The 18,373-nt window shown below is 74.0% G+C and carries 16 protein-coding genes; 5 read left to right on the top strand and 11 right to left on the bottom strand.

Annotated elements, in window-relative coordinates; translation table 11 throughout:
* Window positions 1–74 precede the first annotated feature (74 nt).
* Window positions 75–689 carry a TetR/AcrR family transcriptional regulator gene (locus IMZ35_RS07525; protein ID WP_199440170.1) on the top strand — a complete coding sequence of 205 codons (615 nt, stop codon included), beginning with the start codon at window positions 75–77 and terminating at the stop codon, window positions 687–689.
* A 16-nt stretch (window positions 690–705) separates the two neighbouring features.
* On the opposite strand, the gene IMZ35_RS07520 is transcribed toward IMZ35_RS07525, so the two are convergent.
* The 4 genes from IMZ35_RS07520 to IMZ35_RS07505 form a co-directional block, all read right to left on the bottom strand.
* A complete protein-coding gene (locus tag IMZ35_RS07520; RefSeq protein WP_199440169.1) occupies window positions 706–1,848 on the bottom strand; it encodes a Cmx/CmrA family chloramphenicol efflux MFS transporter in 1,143 nt (380 codons plus the stop codon).
* 263 nt (window positions 1,849–2,111) lie between these two features.
* Window positions 2,112–4,502: an ATP-binding cassette domain-containing protein gene (locus IMZ35_RS07515; protein WP_199440168.1), complete on the bottom strand. Its 2,391-nt coding sequence runs from the start codon at window positions 4,500–4,502 to the stop codon at window positions 2,112–2,114.
* A gap of 38 nt (window positions 4,503–4,540) precedes the next feature.
* Entirely contained in the window at window positions 4,541–4,951 is a 411-nt protein-coding gene (locus tag IMZ35_RS07510) for a VOC family protein (protein WP_199440167.1), read from the bottom strand.
* 5 nt (window positions 4,952–4,956) lie between these two features.
* Window positions 4,957–5,403 carry a helix-turn-helix transcriptional regulator gene (locus IMZ35_RS07505; RefSeq protein ID WP_199440166.1) on the bottom strand — a complete coding sequence of 149 codons (447 nt, stop codon included), beginning with the start codon at window positions 5,401–5,403 and terminating at the stop codon, window positions 4,957–4,959.
* A 349-nt stretch (window positions 5,404–5,752) separates the two neighbouring features.
* Here IMZ35_RS07505 and IMZ35_RS07500 point away from each other — a divergent pair, with 349 nt between their 5' ends.
* Window positions 5,753–6,151 (top strand): STAS domain-containing protein, encoded by a 399-nt coding sequence (locus IMZ35_RS07500; protein ID WP_199440165.1) that lies wholly within the window; start codon window positions 5,753–5,755, stop codon window positions 6,149–6,151.
* Between the two features lie 59 nt (window positions 6,152–6,210).
* Here IMZ35_RS07500 and IMZ35_RS07495 read toward each other — a convergent pair whose 3' ends face one another.
* Window positions 6,211–6,549, bottom strand: a complete 339-nt coding sequence (locus IMZ35_RS07495) for an STAS domain-containing protein (protein WP_199440164.1) — start codon at window positions 6,547–6,549, stop codon at window positions 6,211–6,213.
* A 605-nt stretch (window positions 6,550–7,154) separates the two neighbouring features.
* Between IMZ35_RS07495 and IMZ35_RS07490 the strand changes: the two genes are divergently transcribed.
* Window positions 7,155–7,502 carry an STAS domain-containing protein gene (locus IMZ35_RS07490; protein WP_199440163.1) on the top strand — a complete coding sequence of 116 codons (348 nt, stop codon included), beginning with the start codon at window positions 7,155–7,157 and terminating at the stop codon, window positions 7,500–7,502.
* 331 nt (window positions 7,503–7,833) lie between these two features.
* Here IMZ35_RS07490 and pucD read toward each other — a convergent pair whose 3' ends face one another.
* Genes pucD through IMZ35_RS07470 form a run of 4 tightly spaced genes read right to left on the bottom strand, consistent with a single transcriptional unit; the run spans window position 7,834 to window position 12,846 of the window.
* Entirely contained in the window at window positions 7,834–10,146 is a 2,313-nt protein-coding gene (pucD, locus tag IMZ35_RS07485) for a xanthine dehydrogenase subunit D (RefSeq protein WP_199440162.1), read from the bottom strand.
* Window positions 10,146–11,504: an 8-oxoguanine deaminase gene (locus tag IMZ35_RS07480; RefSeq protein WP_199440161.1), complete on the bottom strand. Its 1,359-nt coding sequence runs from the start codon at window positions 11,502–11,504 to the stop codon at window positions 10,146–10,148. Before IMZ35_RS07480 ends, pucD begins: the two co-directional genes overlap by 1 nt.
* Complete coding sequence (locus IMZ35_RS07475; protein ID WP_199440160.1) at window positions 11,504–11,971, bottom strand: (2Fe-2S)-binding protein; 468 nt, start codon at window positions 11,969–11,971, stop codon at window positions 11,504–11,506. The genes IMZ35_RS07480 and IMZ35_RS07475 overlap by 1 nt, the downstream gene beginning before the upstream one ends.
* Entirely contained in the window at window positions 11,962–12,846 is an 885-nt protein-coding gene (locus IMZ35_RS07470) for an FAD binding domain-containing protein (RefSeq protein ID WP_199440159.1), read from the bottom strand. Before IMZ35_RS07470 ends, IMZ35_RS07475 begins: the two co-directional genes overlap by 10 nt.
* 274 nt (window positions 12,847–13,120) lie before the next feature.
* Here IMZ35_RS07470 and IMZ35_RS07465 point away from each other — a divergent pair, with 274 nt between their 5' ends.
* Window positions 13,121–14,578, top strand: coding sequence for a helix-turn-helix domain-containing protein (locus IMZ35_RS07465; protein ID WP_307867857.1), 1,458 nt, complete (start codon window positions 13,121–13,123; stop codon window positions 14,576–14,578).
* A gap of 128 nt (window positions 14,579–14,706) precedes the next feature.
* Window positions 14,707–16,824 carry an NB-ARC domain-containing protein gene (locus tag IMZ35_RS07460; protein ID WP_199440157.1) on the top strand — a complete coding sequence of 706 codons (2,118 nt, stop codon included), beginning with the start codon at window positions 14,707–14,709 and terminating at the stop codon, window positions 16,822–16,824.
* Here IMZ35_RS07460 and IMZ35_RS07455 read toward each other — a convergent pair.
* Window positions 16,746–17,108, bottom strand: coding sequence for a hypothetical protein (locus tag IMZ35_RS07455; protein ID WP_199440156.1), 363 nt, complete (start codon window positions 17,106–17,108; stop codon window positions 16,746–16,748). The two genes, IMZ35_RS07460 and IMZ35_RS07455, sit on opposite strands and share 79 nt — an antisense overlap.
* Window positions 17,105–18,307, bottom strand: a complete 1,203-nt coding sequence (locus tag IMZ35_RS07450) for a hypothetical protein (RefSeq protein WP_199440155.1) — start codon at window positions 18,305–18,307, stop codon at window positions 17,105–17,107. Before IMZ35_RS07450 ends, IMZ35_RS07455 begins: the two co-directional genes overlap by 4 nt.
* Between the last annotated feature and the right edge of the window lie 66 nt (window positions 18,308–18,373).

Raw genomic sequence — 18,373 nt, 5'->3', positions numbered from 1 at the left:
TCACTCGACAGTGCTGCATCTACATTCATAAGAACGAACATACTACGAATGTGAGCGGGGGTAGCATCCGGTCCATGGTTGTGCGGGGCTACCGGTCGCCGGTGCGGGAGAAGCACGCGGAGGACACGCGGCGGACGATCGTCGAGGCCGCTGCGACACTGTTCGCCGAGCGGGGCTACGCCCGGACGAGCGTCGCCGCGGTCGCGGCCGCCGCCGGTGTCGCGGTGAACACCGTCTACACCAGCGTCGGCGGCAAACCGGCGCTGATCACCGCGCTGTCCGGCGAGGGCGCCGACGACGCCGTGGCGGTGGAGACAGAGCGGCGCATCGGCGAGTGCGCCGATCCCCGCGAGATCCTGCGACTCGTCGCCGAGGGCACCGAGCAGGTGCGCCGCCGCAGGCAGAAGGTGCTGGCCGTCCTGCTCGACAACCGCACCGCAGACCCGGACGTGGCGGCGGCGGCCGATCTCGCCACCCGCGCCGTGCGGGACCGGCTCGCCGTCGTCGCCGCCCGACTGCTCGACGTCGGCGGACTGCGCGAGGGCCTCACCCGCAAGCAGGTCGAGCAGACCCTGTGGTTCTACTTCGGCTTCGAGGCGTGGCGCACGGTCCGCGACTTCGGCTGGACCTGGAAGGACGCGACGGACTGGCTCGCCGAACAGGCCGCGCGGGCGCTGCTCGCGTCCTGACGGCGAGCCGGTCGGGTCAGCGGGCGACGCGCGTCCGGGACGTGAGGACGACGGCGGTCGCCGCCGCGGCCAGGACGGCGCTGACCCACGCGGCGTCCCGGTGGTCGCCGGTGGTCCCGGCGACGGCCCCCGCGAGCAGAGGACCCGCGAACGCGCCGGCGTTCAGCGCGACGGTGGCGAACGATCCGCTCAGCGTCGGAGCGTCCGTCGCGACCTGGACGACGCGGCCGACGAGCGCCGAGCCGATGCCGAACGACAGCGCTCCCTGCACTGCCGCCAGTGCGAACAGCGCGACCGCGTCGGTGCTGGCCAGGGCCAGTGCCGCCCACCCGGTGGGCAGGGCGCACACGGCGAGGACCAGATCCGGTCCCACCCGACCGCCCCACCGCCCGGCCGCGGTCACGCCGAGGAAGGCGCCCGCGCCGAACGCGGCGAGCAGGCCGGGAACCGCACCACCGGACAGGTGAGCGACGTCCGTCGCGATGACGGCGAGGTAGCCGAACGTCGCGAACGTGGCCCCGTTGACCAGGGCCGCGAGCACCAGCGCCCGCTGCAGCGGACGCGACCGCAGCTCGCGCGCCTCCCGTCGGATCGACACCTCGTCCCGACGGGCGGCGTCGGTCGGCGCGGACCGGAACACGAGGAGCAGCGCGGGCAGGCACAGGACGGCGATCGCCCAGAACGCCGACCGCCACCCGGACCGGTCGGCCAGCAGCGCGCCAGCGGGCACGCCGACGAGGCAGGACAGGGTCACCCCGGCCAGCAGGACGGCGGTGGCGCGGGTCCGCTGCGCCGGGGCCACCAGGGCCGCCGCGACCGACATCGCGACCGCGAGGAAACCGGCGTTGACGACGGCGGCGACCACCCTGGTCGCCAGCAGAACCGGGAAGCTCGTCGTGAGCGCGCCGACGACGTGCACGACGACGAACGCGGTCAGCAGGCTCGCCAGCGCGCGACGACGCGGCCAGCGCGCGCTCAGCACGGCCGTCACCGGCGCGCCGAGGACCATGCCGGCGGCGTAGGCGGACGTCAGGCTCGCGGCGGCGGCCACCGACACGGACAGGTCACGTGCGATGCCCGGCACCAGGCCGGACAGCACGAACTCGGAGGTGCCCTGCGCGAAGACGGCAAGGCCCAGGACGTGGACGAAGAGGGGCAACGGATCGACTCCAGCGGTGACGTGCGGACGGGGAGATCCGCGCGCCGGTCGTCGGGCCGCGCCACCTGTGGACGAGGGGAGCAGAACCGGTCCGGACACGCGGAACCGTGTCCGGTCACCGAGGACGAGAGCGGTGCGGAAGCGGTCGACGACCGTTCAGCGAGCTCGCCGCCGGGTGACCGGCGGCTGCGCTCTGTCCGACTCGGGGCTCGCCACGCGGCGGACCCTACTCGCGGCCCCGGCCCGCGATCAACCGCGTTCGGTCAGGCGCCGAGGTAGGCCGCGAGGTGCTCGCCGGTGGGGGTGGAGCGGGCGGCGACGAGGTCGGCCGGCGTGCCCTCGAAGACGATCCTGCCCCCGTCGCGGCCCGCGCCGGGGCCGAGGTCGACGACCCAGTCGGCGTGCGCCACGACCGCCTGGTCGTGTTCCACGACGACGACCGACTTGCCCGAGTCGACGAGCCGGTCCAGCAGGCCGAGCAACTGCGCCACGTCGGCGAGGTGGAGACCGGCCGTCGGCTCGTCGAGGACGTAGACACCGCCCTTCTCGGCCATGTGGACGGCCAGCTTGAGCCGCTGCCGCTCGCCGCCGGACAGCGTGGTGAGCGGCTGGCCGAGGCTGAGGTAGCCGAGCCCGACGTCGGCGAGCCGCCGCAGGACCGCGTGCGCGGCGGGCGTGCGCGCCTCGCCGTCGGCGAAGAACTCCTCGGCTTCGGTCACCGACATCGCGAGCACCTCGCTGATGTCGCGGCCGCCGAGGTGGTGCTCCAGGACCGCCGCCTGGAACCGCTTGCCCCCGCACTCCTCGCAGGGGACGGCGGCGGTGGCCAGGATCGCCAGGTCGGTGTAGACGACGCCCGCGCCGTTGCAGTCCGGGCAGGCGCCCTCGGAGTTGGCGCTGAACAGCGCGGGCTTCACGCCGTTGGCCTTGGCGAACGCCTTGCGGATCGGGTCGAGCAGCCCGGTGTACGTCGCCGGGTTGCTGCGCCGCGAGCCGCGGATCGCGCTCTGGTCGACCGACACGACGCCCGCGCCCCTCGGGATCGACCCGTGCACGAGCGAACTCTTGCCGGAACCGGCGACGCCGGTGACCACGCACAGCACGCCGAGCGGGAGGTCGACGTCGACGTCGCGCAGGTTGTTCGTCGTCGCGCCGCGGATCTTCAGCACACCGGTGGGCGTGCGCACCGTCTCCTTGATCGGTGCCCGGTCGTCGAGGTGCCTGCCGGTGACGGTGCCGGCCGACCGCAGTCCCTCGACGGTGCCCTCGTAGCAGATGGTGCCGCCCGCCGCGCCCGCGCCGGGACCGAGGTCCACGACGTGGTCGGCGATGGCGATCACCTCCGGCTCGTGCTCCACGACGAGCACCGTGTTGCCCTTGTCCCGCAGCCGCAGCAGCAGGTCGTTCATCCGCTGGACGTCGTGGGGGTGCAGGCCGGCGGTGGGCTCGTCGAAGACGTAGGTGGTGTCGGTGAGCGAGGAGCCGAGGTGGCGGATCATCTTGACGCGCTGCGCCTCGCCGCCCGACAGCGTGCCCGCCGGACGGGCGAGCGAGAGGTAGCCCAGCCCGATCTCCACGAACGAGTCCAGGGTGCGCCGCAGCGTCGTGAGCAGCGGCGCCACCGACGGCTCGTCGAGCCCGCCGACCCACTCGGCCAGGTCGCTGATCTGCATCGCGCACGCGTCGGCGATGCTGATGCCGCCCACGCGCGACGACCGGGCCAGTTCGCTGAGCCGGGTGCCGTCGCACTCCGGGCAGGTGGCGAACGTGACCGCGCGGTCCACGAACGCCCGCACGTGCGGTTGCAGCGCTTCCCGGTCCTTGGACAGGAACGACTTCCGGATCTTGGGGATCAGGCCCTCGTAGGTGAGGTTGACGCCCTGGACCTTCACCTTGGTCGGCTCGCGGTGCAGGAAGTCGCGCATCTCCTCCGCGGTGAACTCCCGGATCGGCTTGTCCGGGTCGAGGAAGCCCGACTCGGCGTAGAGCCGCACCGTCCAGAAGTTGTCCGACTTCCAGCCGGGAACGGTGAACGCGCCCTCGGCGATGGACTTGGAGTCGTCGTAGAGCTGGGTGAGGTCGATGTCCGACACCGACCCGCGCCCCTCGCAGCGCGTGCACATGCCGCCGGTGCGGGTGAACGTCGCCTTCACGGCCTTGGCGTTGCCGCGCTCGACCGTGATCGCCCCGCTCGCCCGCACCGTGGGGACGTTGAAGGAGAACGCGTTGGGCGATCCGACGTGCGGCTGCCCGAGCCGGCTGAAGAGGATGCGCAGCATCGCGTTGGCGTCGGTGGCGGTGCCGACCGTGGAGCGCGGGTCGGCGCCCAGCCGCTGCTGGTCGATGGTGATCGCGGTCGTCAGGCCGTCGAGCACGTCGACGTCGGGCCGTGCGAGCGTCGGCATGAAGCCCTGCACGAAGGCGCTGTAGGTCTCGTTGATCATCCGCTGGGACTCCGCGGCGATCGTGCCGAACACCAGCGAGCTCTTGCCCGAGCCGGAGACACCGGTGAACACCGTCAGCCGGCGCTTCGGGATCTCGATGCTGACGTCCCTGAGGTTGTTCACGCGCGCGCCGTGCACGCGGATCAGGTCGTGGCTGTCGGCGACGTGCGGCGCGGGTGGTCGCGCGTTCGTCCTCGTGGCCGTGCTCATCGTGTCTCCATCGTCCGTGCGGGTCGTGGTGTGACGGCTCAGCGCAGCTGCTGCACGCGGACCAGGTTGCCAGCGGGATCGCGGAAGGCGCAGTCGCGGACACCGTACGGCTGCTCGGTCGGCTCCTGCACGACCTCGGCGCCACCGGCCTGCAACCGGTCGAAGACGCCGTCGAGGTCCCGCGCGGCGAGGTTGATGCCGGCGTAGGTGCCCTTGGCCATCATCTCGGCGACGGTGCGGCGCTCCTCCTCGGTGATGCCGGGGCCGGCGGCCGGCGGGTGCAGGACGATCGACGTGCCGGGCTGCCCGGCGGGACCGACCGTGATCCAGCGCAGCCCGTCGTGGCCGACGTCACCGCGGACCTCGAAGCCGAGGACGTCGCGGTAGAAGGCCAGGGCGGCGTCCGGGTCGTCCTGGGGCAGGAACGTGGAGTGGATGCGGATGTCCATGCCGCTCAGGCTAGGTGCGCCCCGGCGGGCCGCGCTTCTCGATTCCTGACCGGTCTGGTCACCTGCTTCGCCACGCACGACGGCATCCCCGCCGTCGCGAGCGCCGCCTCCCGCCGGTAGGTGCTGGGCGGCACGCCGACCAGCTCGGTGAAGCGGGTGCTGAAGGAGCCCGGCGACGAGCAGCCGACCGCGAAGCAGACCTCGGTGACGCTCAGGTCGCCGCGGCGCAGCAGCGCCATCGCGCGCTCCACGCGCCGCGTCATCAGGTAGGCGTACGGCGATTCGCCGTAGGCGAGCCGGAACGCGCGGCTGAGGTGCCCGGCCGACATGTGCGCGCCGCGGGCGAGCGCCTCCACGTCCAGTGGTCGCGCGTACTCCCGGTCCATCCGGTCGCGGACCCGGCGCAGCCGTGCGAGGTCGTGCAGGCGCTCCGCACCGGTTCTGCTGGTCACCCGCGCGATCGTGCCACAGCGCGACGACCAGCGGTGGTAGGACGCGGTGCCGTCGCGTCTCCGGTGCCCGCCCGGTACGGCCCGTCCGCCGCGCCGGTGGCCGGGCGCGCACCGGAGACGGCCGGTCGCCGGTAGCCTGGTGGGTGTGCGACGGTCGTGCGTCGACGTGGCCGCTGGTCGTTCTAGGACGAGCCGGACCGTCCAGTGCACACCGGGACGGGCGGTGTCCACCGATCGTCCAGCACCGCCGTCCGTGACGGGTTCTCGCGCCCGGTCCGCGGTGGTGGCGCAGGAGGCTCCGGGGGCGGCGGCGTGCCGGTGATGTCGTCGAACCCCGAAGGAGCGTGCCGTGTTCGAAGAGCCGCAGGAGTCCCTCTCGATCGAGGTCGTCACCGACCCGTCCGGTGCTCCGGTGCTCAGCGCGGCCGGTGAGGTGGACGTGCTCACCGCCGAGCCGCTGAGCCGCGAACTGACCGCGCTGCTCGACCAGCGCCGCACCGGTGTCGTGGTCGACCTCACCGGGGTCACGCTGTTCACCTCCGCCGGACTCGCCGTGCTGGTGAGGGCGCAGCGCCGGGCCGAGCGCGACGGCATCGCGCTGGCCGTCGTCGCGGGCAGGGTGACCGCGCGGACGCTGGAGATGACCGGCGTCCACCGGATGCTGTCCCTGTTCGCCTCGACCGAGGCCGCTCTGCACGCGCTGTCCCTCCCGCAGCGCGGTCGCGGTGCCGGCGACGTCACCGCGTGACGCGCCTCCCCGCGGTGACGTCCGGATCGCGCGGTTCCGGCTGATCGCGACGGGGCCGGTCAGCTCGCCGTCGCCGCCAGCGCGTCGGCCAGCGCCGTGCACACGGTCAGCACCCGGTCCAGTTCGGTGACCTGCAACGGCATCAGGACCGCGCGCGCGGAGGCGACCACGCGCAGCGAGGTCCCGGCGGCACCGCAGTGCTGGTGGGCGCGGACCATCAGGTTCAGCCCGCAGGAGTCCACGTAGGACACGTCGGTGAGATCGAGCACGACCGCGCGGGGCGTGGTCCCCGCTGCCAGCGCCGCGTCCAGGTGCTGCTCGATCTCCGCCACGTTGTCGAGGTCGATCTCGCCCACCACGGCCACCACCACCGCGCCGTCGACCGGGCGCGACGTCACCAGCGGGGACCGTGGTCCGCTCGGGCTCGGACCGGTGCGCACGTCGGGCCTCCTGACCGGTTCGCCGGGGTGGGCCGGCACGCGGTGCGGGCCCTGGGGTCGAGTCTGTCACGGCCGGCGGCGTCCGGACGCCGTGACACCAGCGCCGTGATGCCAGCGCCGTGATGCCAGCGCCGTGACGCGAACGCCGGTGAGCGGTTCGACCGCGATTCCGGGGCAGCGCCGTCCCGACCGGCCCGAAACGAGTCCGATCGCACCGGGTGGAATGTCGTCTTCGTACCGCACAACGGGGCGAGGTGCGGCACAACTTATTTCGTGTTCGTTCGGGACTTGCCGGTCTTCTTGATGTGCGCAACACTGAGCGTCCCAGTCGCATCGTGCGACGTGCGTTCTCCTGGGCGTGTTCTGCCTGTGTTTGCGCAGGCCGGGTGCCCCGTGGAGAGGAACGTGATTGTCGTGGAAATGTGTGTGCAAACAACCAGGTTCTTCCGAACACCCAGCGGGGACTCGGCCGACGTTCCTGGAAGAATCACCGGGCAGGGCGTCGAGGACGAGCGTGGTGCCGGCGGAGGCAGACCGGGGACCGCGGACGGGTCGCGGTCCTGATGGCCACGGATCTCATGGTCGAGGAGATCGTCCTCCGGGACCGTTCCGAGCACCCGGTCGGCGCGGTCGCCCTCCGCCTGTACGGGGAGATCGACGTGCTGTCGGCCGACGTGCTGACGGAGCGGTTGAAGCAGGTGGCGGAGCGGCACGCGATCGTCGTCGTGGGACTGGCCGGCGTCACCTTCATCTCGGCTCAGGGCGTGATGGCCCTCAAGCAGGCGCGCGCGCTGCTGCGCGCGCGCGGCGGCGACCTGCTGCTGCACCGGGCGGAGGACCTCGTCCGCCGGGTGATCCTCCTGTGCGGGGAGGACCTCCTGACGCCCGAACGCCACACCCCCGGCCGCTGACGGCGGTTCGCCGACCGCGCCGTGTCGCGCACGCGCGAAAAGCGCACAAGGGCGGCGTGGCCGATCACGATTTCGGGTGATCTCGGTCGTGGCAAGTGGTTCGGTCATCGCAAAAATACGACACTTTCACGCTCTCCCGCTGCCGCGGAGATTCTGCTGAAGCGCTCCGGAATCGAGTCGCCGGTGCGGGCGGTTCGCTCGCGCCCGACACGGTCGCAGCGCCTCGCCTTCTCGCGGAGGCGCCGTTTCACGGGGTGCGGATTCCACCGCTCGCGCGTCTCCGCGAGTTCTCGGGCGTGCACGCCGGGAGTGCCGCTGCCGCTCTCGGCCTTCACGTGCCCGTGATGTGCTCCGGACGGACGGGAACCCGCGTCAGCGGCAGCCCGGTCGCGGCGCGGATCGCCGCCACGATCGCCGGGGTGGACGAGATCGTCGGCGGCTCGCCCACCCCGCGCAGGCCGTAGGGGGCGTGCGGGTCCGCGCGTTCCAGCACGTCGACGCCCATCGGCGGCACGTCCAGCACGGTCGGGATCAGGTAGTCGGTGAACGACGGGTTGCGGACCTTCCCGTCCTTCGTCCGGATCTCCTCCATCACCGCGAGTCCGAGGCCCTGCGCCGAACCGCCCTGGATCTGTCCCAGGACGGCCTGCGGGTTGAGGGCGCGGCCGACGTCCTGCGCGCAGTCCAGGGCCACGACCTTCACCAGGCCCAGCTCCACGTCGACGTCCACCACCGCGCGGTGCGCGGCGAAGCCGAACTGCACGTGCGCGTTCCCCTGACCGGTCTCCGGGTCGATCGGCTCCGTCGGGCGGTGCCGCCACTCCGCCGTCTCGTCCACGGCGTCCCCGCCCAGCACGTCGGCCAGGTCGGCCAGCACGTCGTGGGACGACACCAGCTTCCCACCCCTCAGCTCCGCGCCCAGCCGTCCCACCTCGGCGGGACCGGTGCCGGTCTGCCGCGAGTACAGCTCCAGGACCCTCGCCCGCACGGCCGCGCACGCCGACTTCACCGCGCCACCGGTGACGTAGGTCTGCCGCGACGCCGACGACGAGCCCGCGTTGCCGATCGAGGTGTCCATCGGCAGCACGCTCACCCGCTGCACGCCCAGCTCGGTGCGGACGATCTGCTGCACCACCGTCACCAGGCCCTGACCCACCTCGCAGGCCGCCGTCTGCACCAGCGCCGCCGCCTCACCGCCGACGACCTCCAGCCGCACCCGCGCGGTGGAGTAGTCGTCGTGCCCCTCGGAGAAGCAGATGTTCTTGATGCCGACCGCGTAGCCGACGCCGCGCACGACGCCCTCGCCGTGGGTGGTGTTCGAGACACCGCCCGGCATCTGCCGCAGGTCCAGCTCGCCGCCCGTGGCCGCGGGCAGTGGCCTGTCCCGCACCAGCTCCAGCAGTTCCGCCACCGGCGCGGCGGAGTCGATCACCTGGCCCGTGGGCATCGTGGAGCCCTCGCGCACCGCGTTGCGCAGCCGGACCTCCACCGGGTCCAGGCCCAGCACGCCGGCGAGCCGGTCCATCTGCGACTCGTAGGCGAAGCCCGCCTGCACCGCGCCGAAGCCGCGCATCGCCCCGCAGGGCGGGTTGTTCGTGTAGACGCCCCAGCAGTCCACCGTCACGTTGTCCACGTCGTAGGGGCCGATGCCGAGGGTGGCGGCGTTGGCGACGACGGCGGCCGTGCTGGAGGCGTAGGCGCCGCCGTCGAGGTAGATCTTCGCCCGCACGTACACGAGCTTCCCGTCGCGGTCGGCGCCGTGCTCGTAGTGCAGCACCGCCGGGTGGCGGTGCACGTGGCCGTAGAACGACTCCTCGCGGTTGTAGACCATCTTCACCGGCTTGCGGGTGTGCAGCGCCAGCATGCACGCGTGCACCTGCATCGACAGGTCCTCCCGCCCGCCGAACGCGCCGCCCACGCCGGACAGCGCGAGCCGCACCTTCTCCAGCGGCAGTCCCAGCGCGGACGCCACCTGGTCCTGGTCGACGTGCAGCCACTGCGTCGCCACGTACAGGTCGACGCCGCCGTCCTCCGCCGGGACCGCGAGACCCGACTCCGGGCCCAGGAACGCCTGGTCCTGCATCCCGACCTCGTAGCGGCCGGTCACGACGACCTCCGCCGTCGCCGACTGGTCCCCGCGGCGCACCGGCACGTGCCGCACGACGTTGCCGCTCGCGTGCAGCGGCGCGCACTCGCCGCGCGCGGCGGCCTCGGCGTCCACCACCGGCTCCAGGACCTCGTAGTCCACGACGATCCGCTCCATCGCGCGCCGCGCCGTCTCCGGGTGGTCCGCGCCGACGAGCGCCACCGGTTCGCCCTGGTAGCGCACGACGTCCACGGCCAGCACCGGCTGGTCGCGCTGCTCCACGCCGCAGGCGTTCGCACCGGGCACGTCGGCGTGCGTGAGCACCGCGTGCACGCCGGGGACCTTCAGCGCCTCGGTGAGGTCGACGCCGGTGATCCGCGCGTGCGGGTGCGGGCTGCGCAGCGTCGCGCCCCAGATCATGTCCTCGTGCCACAGGTCGGACGAGTAGGCGAACTCGCCGCGCACCTTGAGGTTGCCGTCCGGGCGCTGGGGGCTCTCGCCGACGCCGCCGGCGACCGCCGACGTCAGATCGGTGGGGGTCCGCACGGGCTGGGACATCAGGAGACCTCCGCGATCAGGCGCGCGCTGACGGCACGCAGGTCGCGCGCCAGGACGGACTCGTCGGCCGTGCGCAGTTCGGCGTCCTCCACGACGGTCCTCCCGCCCACGAGCAGCAACGTCGGCGTCGGCACCGGCCCGAGGACGAGCGCGGCGACGGGATCGGCGATGCCCGCGTGGTCCAGCCCGTCCAGCCGCCACAGCGCCAGGTCGGCGAGCTTGCCCGGCTCGATCGAGCCGATCTCCTGCTCCCGTCCCAGGCACCGCGCGCCGCCGATCGTGCCCATCCACAGCGCCTCGCGGGCGCTCAGCGCGTCCGGACCGCCGCGCTGCCGCGCCTGGAGCAGCGCCTGGTGCAGCTCCTCGACCAGTCCGCCGGACTCGTTGGACGCCGCGCCGTCCACGCCGAGGCCGACCGGCACGCCCGCGTCGAGCAGGTCCCGCACCGGTGCGATGCCGGTGCCCAGGCGGCCGTTGGACGTGGGGCAGTGCGCCGATCCGGTGCGCGTGGCGCCGAGCCGCTTCACCGCGTCGCCGGACAGGTGCACGGTGTGCGCGAGCCACACGTCGTCCCCGAGCCACCCGAGCTGCTCGACGTGCTCCGCCGGTGTGCGGCCGAACTCGGCGAGGCACTGCTCCTCCTCGTCGGTGGTCTCCGCGAGGTGGGTGTGCAGCCGCACCCCGGCGCGGCGCGCGAGGTCCGCGGCCCCGGTCATCAGCTCGCGGCTGACCGAGAACGGCGAGCACGGCCCCACGGCGACGCGCAGCGTCGAGTTCGGCGCCGGATCGTGGTGCTCGGCGACGGCCCGCTCGGTCGCGATCAGCGCCGCCTCGGTCTCCTCGACCAGGTCGTCCGGCGGCAGGCCGCCGGACGAGCGCCCCCGGTCCATCGACCCGCGCACCGCGTGCAGCCGCACGCCGATCCGCCGTCCGGCCGCGACGAGGGCCGCGAACTGGTCGCCGCCGGCGCGGGGGAACACGTAGTGGTGGTCGGCGGCGGTCGTGCAGCCGGTCAGCGCGAGCTTCGCGAGCCCGGCCGACGCCGCGCCGTGCGTGATCTCCGCGTCCAGTCCGCGCCACACCGGGTACAGCGTCGTGAGCCACTCGAACAGCGCGCCGTTCTGCGCGTGCCCGCGGGTCGCCCACTGGTACAGGTGGTGGTGGGTGTTGACCAGACCGGGGGTGAGCAGGCAGCCGGTGCCGTCGACGCGGGTGTGCTGGCCCGTCTGAGCGGGCGCCGGCCCGTCGCCGACGGCCACGATCCGCTCGTCCTCGACGATCACGTGCCCGCAGGCGAACTCCGTGCCGGAACCGTCCACGGTGGACACCGCGGGGCCGTCGATCACCAGGCGCGCCATCACGCGCCCCGCTTCGCCGCGGCCAGGCGCACGGCGTCGAGGATCTTCTCGTACCCCGTGCAGCGGCACAGGTTCCCCGCCAGCGCCTCGCGGATCTCCGGATCATCGGGAGAGGGGGAGCGGCGCAGCAGGTCGTGGGCCGCGACCACGAGGCCGGGAGTGCAGAAACCGCACTGCACCGCGCCCGCCTGCACGAAGGCCTCCTGCACCGGGTCGAGCGTCTCGCCGTCGGCCAGGCCCTCCACGGTGCGCACCTCGCGGTCCTGCACCTGCCCCGCGGCCACCAGGCACGCGCAGACCGGCACGTCGTCCAGGTACACCGTGCAGGAACCGCACTCGCCCTGCTCGCACGCGTTCTTCGCGCCGGGCAGGCCCAGCCGCTCGCGCAGCACGTACAGCAGGCTCTCGCCCTCCCACACGTCGTCGGCGCTCCGCGCTTCGCCGTTGACGGTCACGTTCACGCGCACCGCTCGTTCCCCCCTCCCGAGTGCTCCCGCCACGCCCAGCCCAGCGACCGCCGCGCCAGCACCGCCAGCGCGTGCCGCCGGTAGGCGGCGCTGCCGCGCACGTCGTCGATCGGACTCGCCGCCTCCGCCACCAGCTCGCCGAAGCGGCGCTGCACCGAGTCCGGCAACGGTTCCCGCGACTCCCACAGGCCCGCCGAGGTCAGCTCGGCGGAGAGGAACTCCTCCGCCGCGCTCGCCCGGCGCGGGGTCGGCGCGGCCGATCCGACGGCGGCGCCCACCCGCAGCCGCTCCGGGTGCAGCGACACGGCGAAGGAGCACACGGCGATCACCATCGCGTTGCGCGTGCCGACCTTCGCGAACTGCTGCGGCCCGGTAGCCGCGGCCAGGCGCACGGCGGTGATCAGCTCGTCGGGCTCCAGCGCGCTGCGCTTGACCCCCAGGTAGAACTCGTCGGCGGGGATCGACCGCGCGCCGCGCGCCGACGCGACCTCCACGACCGCGTCCCCCGCGATCAGCACCGGGTGGGTGTCACCGGCGGGCGAGGCCGAGCCGAGGTTCCCGCCGACCGTGCCGCGATTGCGGATCTGCGGTGAACCGACCGTGCGCGACGCCATCGCCAGCCCCGGCAGCCGGTCGCCGAGGTCCTGGACGATCCTCGCGTACGGCACGGCCGCGCCGACGCGCAGCACGTCGCCGTCGGCCGACCACCGGGCCAGCTCCGCGATCCCGGTCAGGTCCAGCAGGCCCGGTGGGCGGCGGTGGTCGAAGTTCAGCTCGACCATCACGTCCGTGCCACCGGCGATCGGCACCAGGTCCGGGCGCTCGGCCTTCGCGGCCAGCGCCTCCGCGAGCGTCGTGGGACGCAGGAAGTCCACGGGGAGCCTCCTCAGCTGCCGCGGTAGGTGGAGCGGGCGAACGGGGACAGCAGCGGCCGGACGTCCGCGCCGGGCGTCGAGCACGTGCGTGGAGACGGTCACCGCGACGACCCTCCTCCGTGGTCCGCTGCTCTCCTGCCCAGTACACGCCGCCCGGCCGGTTCCGGCCAGTGCCACCGCGCACGAAGCTCCGGCCTCGTGCGACCACGTTCTTCGTGGTTTCCTACAACCCCGTCGGAGCACGGTGTCGCGGGCGGGGGTGATCGCGTTGCTGGTGAGAGACCTGCTGGACGCCCCCGAACTGCGCCTGACCCCGCTCAGCGGGCACGAGCTGCTCGACCGGCCGGTGCGCGGCCTGTACGGCACGGAGCTGCCCGACCCCCGCCGCTACCTCTCCGGCGGTGAGCTGGTGGTCTCCGGGCTGCTCTGGCACACCGGCCCGCGCGACTCGGAGGTGTTCGTCGCCGCGCTCGCCGACGCCGGTGCGGCCGCGCTCGCCGCCAGCGAGACCGAGGCCCGCCGCGTGCCGCCGGACCTGGTGGCCGCGTGCGCCGGGCTCGACGTGGCACTGCTGGAGGTCCCCCTCGACCTGTCGTTCGCCGTGATCACCGAGCACGTCGTGCAGCGCCTGGCGGGGGAGCGGGCCGGGCAGCTCGGCAGGCACCAGCGGCTGCTGGCCGTCGTCGCGGGCGGTGGTGACGTCGAGGCGCTGGTGCGTGCCGGGACCGCCGAGCTGGACGCGCCGTGCGCCGTGCTGACCACGACGGGGCGACTCGTCGCCGGTGTTCCCCCGGACGATCCCGAACGGGTGGTGCGGGACTTCCTGCGCGCGTCGCGCCTGCCCGTGCCGACTCGCGGTGCGACGCTGTTCGCGGCGCCGGAGGGCGGTGACCGGGTCACCGGCTGGGTGCTCGTCGTCGACGGCGAGCACCTCCGCGACGACGTGGCCGCCGAGCTGGCGAGCCTCGTGGGGCTGGCGCGCGACCGGATCGCGCAGCACCGGCTCGTCGAGAACCTCCCCGCGGCCGCGCTGCTGCGACTGGTCGCCACCGGCGCTCCGGCCGTCGCGTCGCACGTGGCCGCGGCGGGACTGGACCCCGACGGACCGCTGCGCGTCCTGGTCGCCTCCAGCACCGATGACCACCTGGCGGCCCCCGTGCTGGACGAGCTGCTGACGCCGCTGTGCCGGGGCGCGCTGATCGGCGTGGTCGACGGCAGGGCGTGGGCGCTGGCGCCGGACTGGCCCGACGACGGCGCCGACGCGGTCCGCGCCGCGCTGCGCGTCCTGGAACCCGGCCTCGGCCGCTCCCGCGTCGTGGTGGGCATCAGCTCCGCGGCCGGCGTCGCGGGCCTGCGCGGCGCCGCGCAGGAGGCGGACCACGCGCACGGTCTGGGCGAGCGGAGACCGGGCAGCGCCGTCGTGACGGCCGGTGAGGAGATCGCCCTGCACCAGCTCCTGCTGGCGGGTCTGCCCGAGGAGCTGCGCGACTCGCTGCGCCGCAGGGTGCTGGGCCCGGTGCTGGCCCACGACGCGGCCGGGGGCGCCGACCTGCTGGGCACGCTGCGGGTGTTCCTGGACTGCTCGGGCTCCTGGACGACGGCGGCGGCCCGCCTGCACGTCCACGTCAACACCCTGCGCTACCGCATCGGCAGGGTGGAGCACCTGCTGGGCGTGGACCTGTCCGACTTCCGGCAGCGGGTGGACGTCCTCCTGGCGCTCGACATGGGCTGAACGTCGTCGGCCCACGGGGCGACGGCGGTGCGTTCGAGTGCAGTTCCACCGGTGCCGGCACCACCCCGTCGCGACCTGTGACACCGTCGGGACGTCTGGCGACGGTCCGATCGTCGGGAGGAGACGCGGTGGACGAGCCCGACGGCGGTCGCCGGACGAGCAACGCGGTGCACGGACACCCGCTGGGCAACGTGGTGCAAGCGCACACCGTGCAGAACGTGCACTTCCACGACTCGGCGCGGCGCGTGCCGGTTCCGCTGCAACTCCCGCCGCCGCCACGGGCGTTCACCGGCCGGGAGCGCGAACTGGACCTGCTGCGGCGGTGGCGCGAGGAGACGGACTCGGGGCCCCTGCTCGCGGTCGTCACGGGACCGGGAGGAGTGGGCAAGAGCAGCCTCGCCGTGCACTGGCTCGCAAGCTGCCGCGCGCACCACTCGCACGGCGAGCTGTACGCCGACCTCGGCGCGTTCCGGGAGAGCGGCCCGGTGGACCCGGAGCAGGTGCTCGGCTGGTTCCTCACGGCGCTGGGCGTGCCGGAGGAGGACCTGCCAGGCGGGCAGGCACCCCGGCAGGCCCTCTACCGGTCGTTGACAGCACGACGATCGCTGGCGATCCTGCTCGACGACGCCGCCAGTGCCGCCCAGGTGCGTCCCCTGCTGCCCGCGTCGGCGGCGAGCGTCGTCGTCACCAGCAGGTTCCGCCTCCCCGCGCTGGGGCTGGACGGCGCCCGCCTCCTCGACGTGGGGCCGATGGACGGGGACGCGTCGCTGCGGTTGCTGTCGGCCGCGGTCGGCGGTGCGCGCGTGCGCGCCGAGCCGGTGGCCGCCGAGGAGCTGATCCGGTTGTGCGGTGGGCTGCCCATCGCCCTGTCCGTGGTCGGAGCACGGCTCTCCGCCCGGCCCCGGCGCCCGATCGCCCGCGAGGTCGGTGGCCTGCGGATCGAGGACGGACGGCTCTCGGCGCTCGCGGTGTCCGGCAGCCCGTCGGTGGAGAGGGTGTTCGACGTGTCCTACGAGGAGTTGTCGCAGGCCCAGGCGCGGGTCTACCGGTGGTGCGCCCTGCACCCCGGCACCACGTTCGACGTGGCGGTCGCCGCCGCCGCGGTGGAGCGGCGCTCCGGCGAGGTGGAACCCGTGCTGTGGGAACTGGTGGAGAAGAACCTGCTGACCGCGGTGGACGACGACACGTTCCGCTACCACGACCTGCTGCGGCTGCACGCCAGGCAGCAGGCGGAGCGCTTCGACGCGCCCGCCGACCGCGACGCGACGCGACGCAGGCTGCTCGCCCTGCTCCTCGACCGGGCGGTGGCCGCGGATCTGGCCGTGGCACCGGAGAAACCGCGCTTCGGACCGCGGTACGAGGTGATCGCCGCGGCGGGAGCTGCGCTCGGCAGCAGGGCGGAGGGCTTGCGGTGGTGGGAGTCGGAGCGGACGGCCGTGACCGCCGCGATCCACGTGGCCGCGCGGCACGGCTGGGACGACCTCGTGTGGCAGCTGTGCGACACGCTGTGGGGGTTCTTCCTGCACCGACATCACCACGACGACCTGCTCTCGGCTCTCGCGCTGGGAGTTCCCGCCGCGCACCGCGACCGCGCTCCGGTGGCCGAGGGCCGGTTGCGCCTGCGCCGCGCGCACGTCTGCGCCCAGCTCGGCCGCTACGAGGAGGTGCTGGAGGAGAACGCCGTGGTGCGCGACATCGCCGAGGCGGTCGGGGACGTCGCGCTCGCCGCGTCGACGGTGTCGCAGCTCGGCCGTGCCGCGCGAGCGCGCGGTGACCTGCAGGGGGCGCTGCGGCACTACCGGGAGTCGACGGACCTGCACGAGCGGGCCGGCGTGCCGAGGGGGACGGCGCTGAGCCGCAGGCGAATCGGCGAGACGCTGGTGGAGCTGGGGCGGTTGGCCGAGGCGGAGGAGGAGTTCCGCGCCGCGATCGCGGTGATGGCGGAACTGGGAGACGTCGTCCAGCACGCCAGGACGCTCGTGCGGCTGGGACTGGCGCAGGCGCGCGGCGGTGACGCCGGCGCGGCCGACGTCACCCTGCTCGACGCCCTGGACGTGCTGGGGGATCTGGACTCCCCGCACCACCGCTGCCAGGTCCTGACGGCCAGGGGCGAGGTCGCCGAGCTCTCCGGCGACCTCACCGCCGCCTCCGAGCACTACACCGGGGCTCACGTGCTGGCCGCTCGCACGTCCGGGTCGGCAGCCGCGGACCTGCTGAGCCGCATCGAGAGGGTGCGCGGCGGCTGACCCGCGAGCAGGTGCCGCAGCGCCTGCACGGCGACGACCTCGACCCGGTGCGCCCCCGTGAGAACCCGCTGCCCGTCGGGGAGGACCGCGGTGCACCCGGCCGGGCCGCGGACGACGAGCAGCGTCCACGACCGGGGCTGCACGGCCACGTGCTCGTCCACGACCAGCACGTCGGCCAGCCGGTGCCACCGCGGTGCGGCGACCGCCGCGTCCACCAGCAGGAGGTCACCGGTGTCTCCCGACGGTGCCCGCCACGTGACGAGCAGGACTCCGGGCGCGGTCATCGCACGTCCGCGAGCGGCACGGGGAGCGGCACGGGGGACGCCGGAGCACCGTGCGGCGGTTCGGACAGACCGAGCAGGCGGTACATGGTGCCGCGCAGGATCGTGCCGGCCCGGTCCGGCCTGGACGTGACGAGTCCGCGCAGCCCCGTGCCGTCCGACGGCCGGTCCAGCTGGGGCAGCAGCGGCCGGTCGTGGTCCAGCCGCGGACACGTCCGGCCCAGGTGCCAGGCCACGCTGCCCCTTCTGATCTCCCCGTCGGGAATCGTGGCGAGGTGCACCGGTCGCCCCAGGGCGGCGGCGTACACCGTGGTGGACCCGTGATCGCCGACGACGGCGTCCGCCGCGACCACCGCGCCGCGCCACCCCTCGTGCGGCGGGATCAGCAGCAGACCCGACCGCGTGCAGTCCGCCAGCCACGCCCGGACCTGCCACTCGCCGTGCACCGCCCACACGGTGGGGTGCAGCACGGCCACCACCACCGCGTCCTCGGCCGCCGCCTCGGCCACCAGCCTCCGGTACAGCTCCGGGTGGCGGCCGAAGGTGGACCAGGGCGCCCACGTCGAGCTGATCACGACCACCCGTCGTCCGTCGGCCGCACCGAGCGCGCGACGGTAGTGCTCCCGCAGGGGCAGACTCGCCCGCATCCGGTCGAAGCAGACGTCTCCGGCCACGACTCCCGTGTGCGCGGCCTCCGGGCAGCGTTCGGCGAGGACCGTGGTCTCCTCGTCGCGGGCGAGCGCGACGGCCGAGGGGATCACCCGGCCGCGATGGGTGAGCAGCTCCCGCTCCAGCCCCGAGGTCGGCACCGTCGCGCCGCCGGCCTTGCGGCTGTACTCGCGGGACTTCAGGTGACCGACCCCGTGCGGCAGCAGCAGGAGCGGGCCGCGCACGCGGTGGATCTCCCGGTGGCTCGCGCTCAGCACGAGGTCGAACTCGTGCTGCACCGCCTGCTCCCACGGCAGCACGACCGCGCCGGTGCGGCGGGCGAACTCGTCGGTGCCGTGCCAGGACTCGCCCGTCTGCGGCACCGTCACCACCGTCTGCACGCGGTGGTCGCACTCCAGGAGCGGCACCAGGTCCATCAGCCGCGTGCCCGCGGTCGTCGTCGGGACCATCAGCAGGACCGTGCTCGTCCCGGTCCTGGTCACCCTGGTGGCCGCGTCGATCCCCAGCGGCCCTCTGATCCACCGTTGCGACATCGTGTCCGCACCCCTCTGCTCGTCGTGCTCGGTTGCTGGTGGCACGGTCGCGAGCTGCGCCGGTCG

This window comes from Umezawaea beigongshangensis (assembly GCF_016464305.1).
GTDB lineage: Bacteria > Actinomycetota > Actinomycetes > Mycobacteriales > Pseudonocardiaceae > Umezawaea_A > Umezawaea_A beigongshangensis.
Note: the sequence above shows the minus strand (reverse complement) of the source record. Positions and strands in the feature narration are given on the sequence as shown.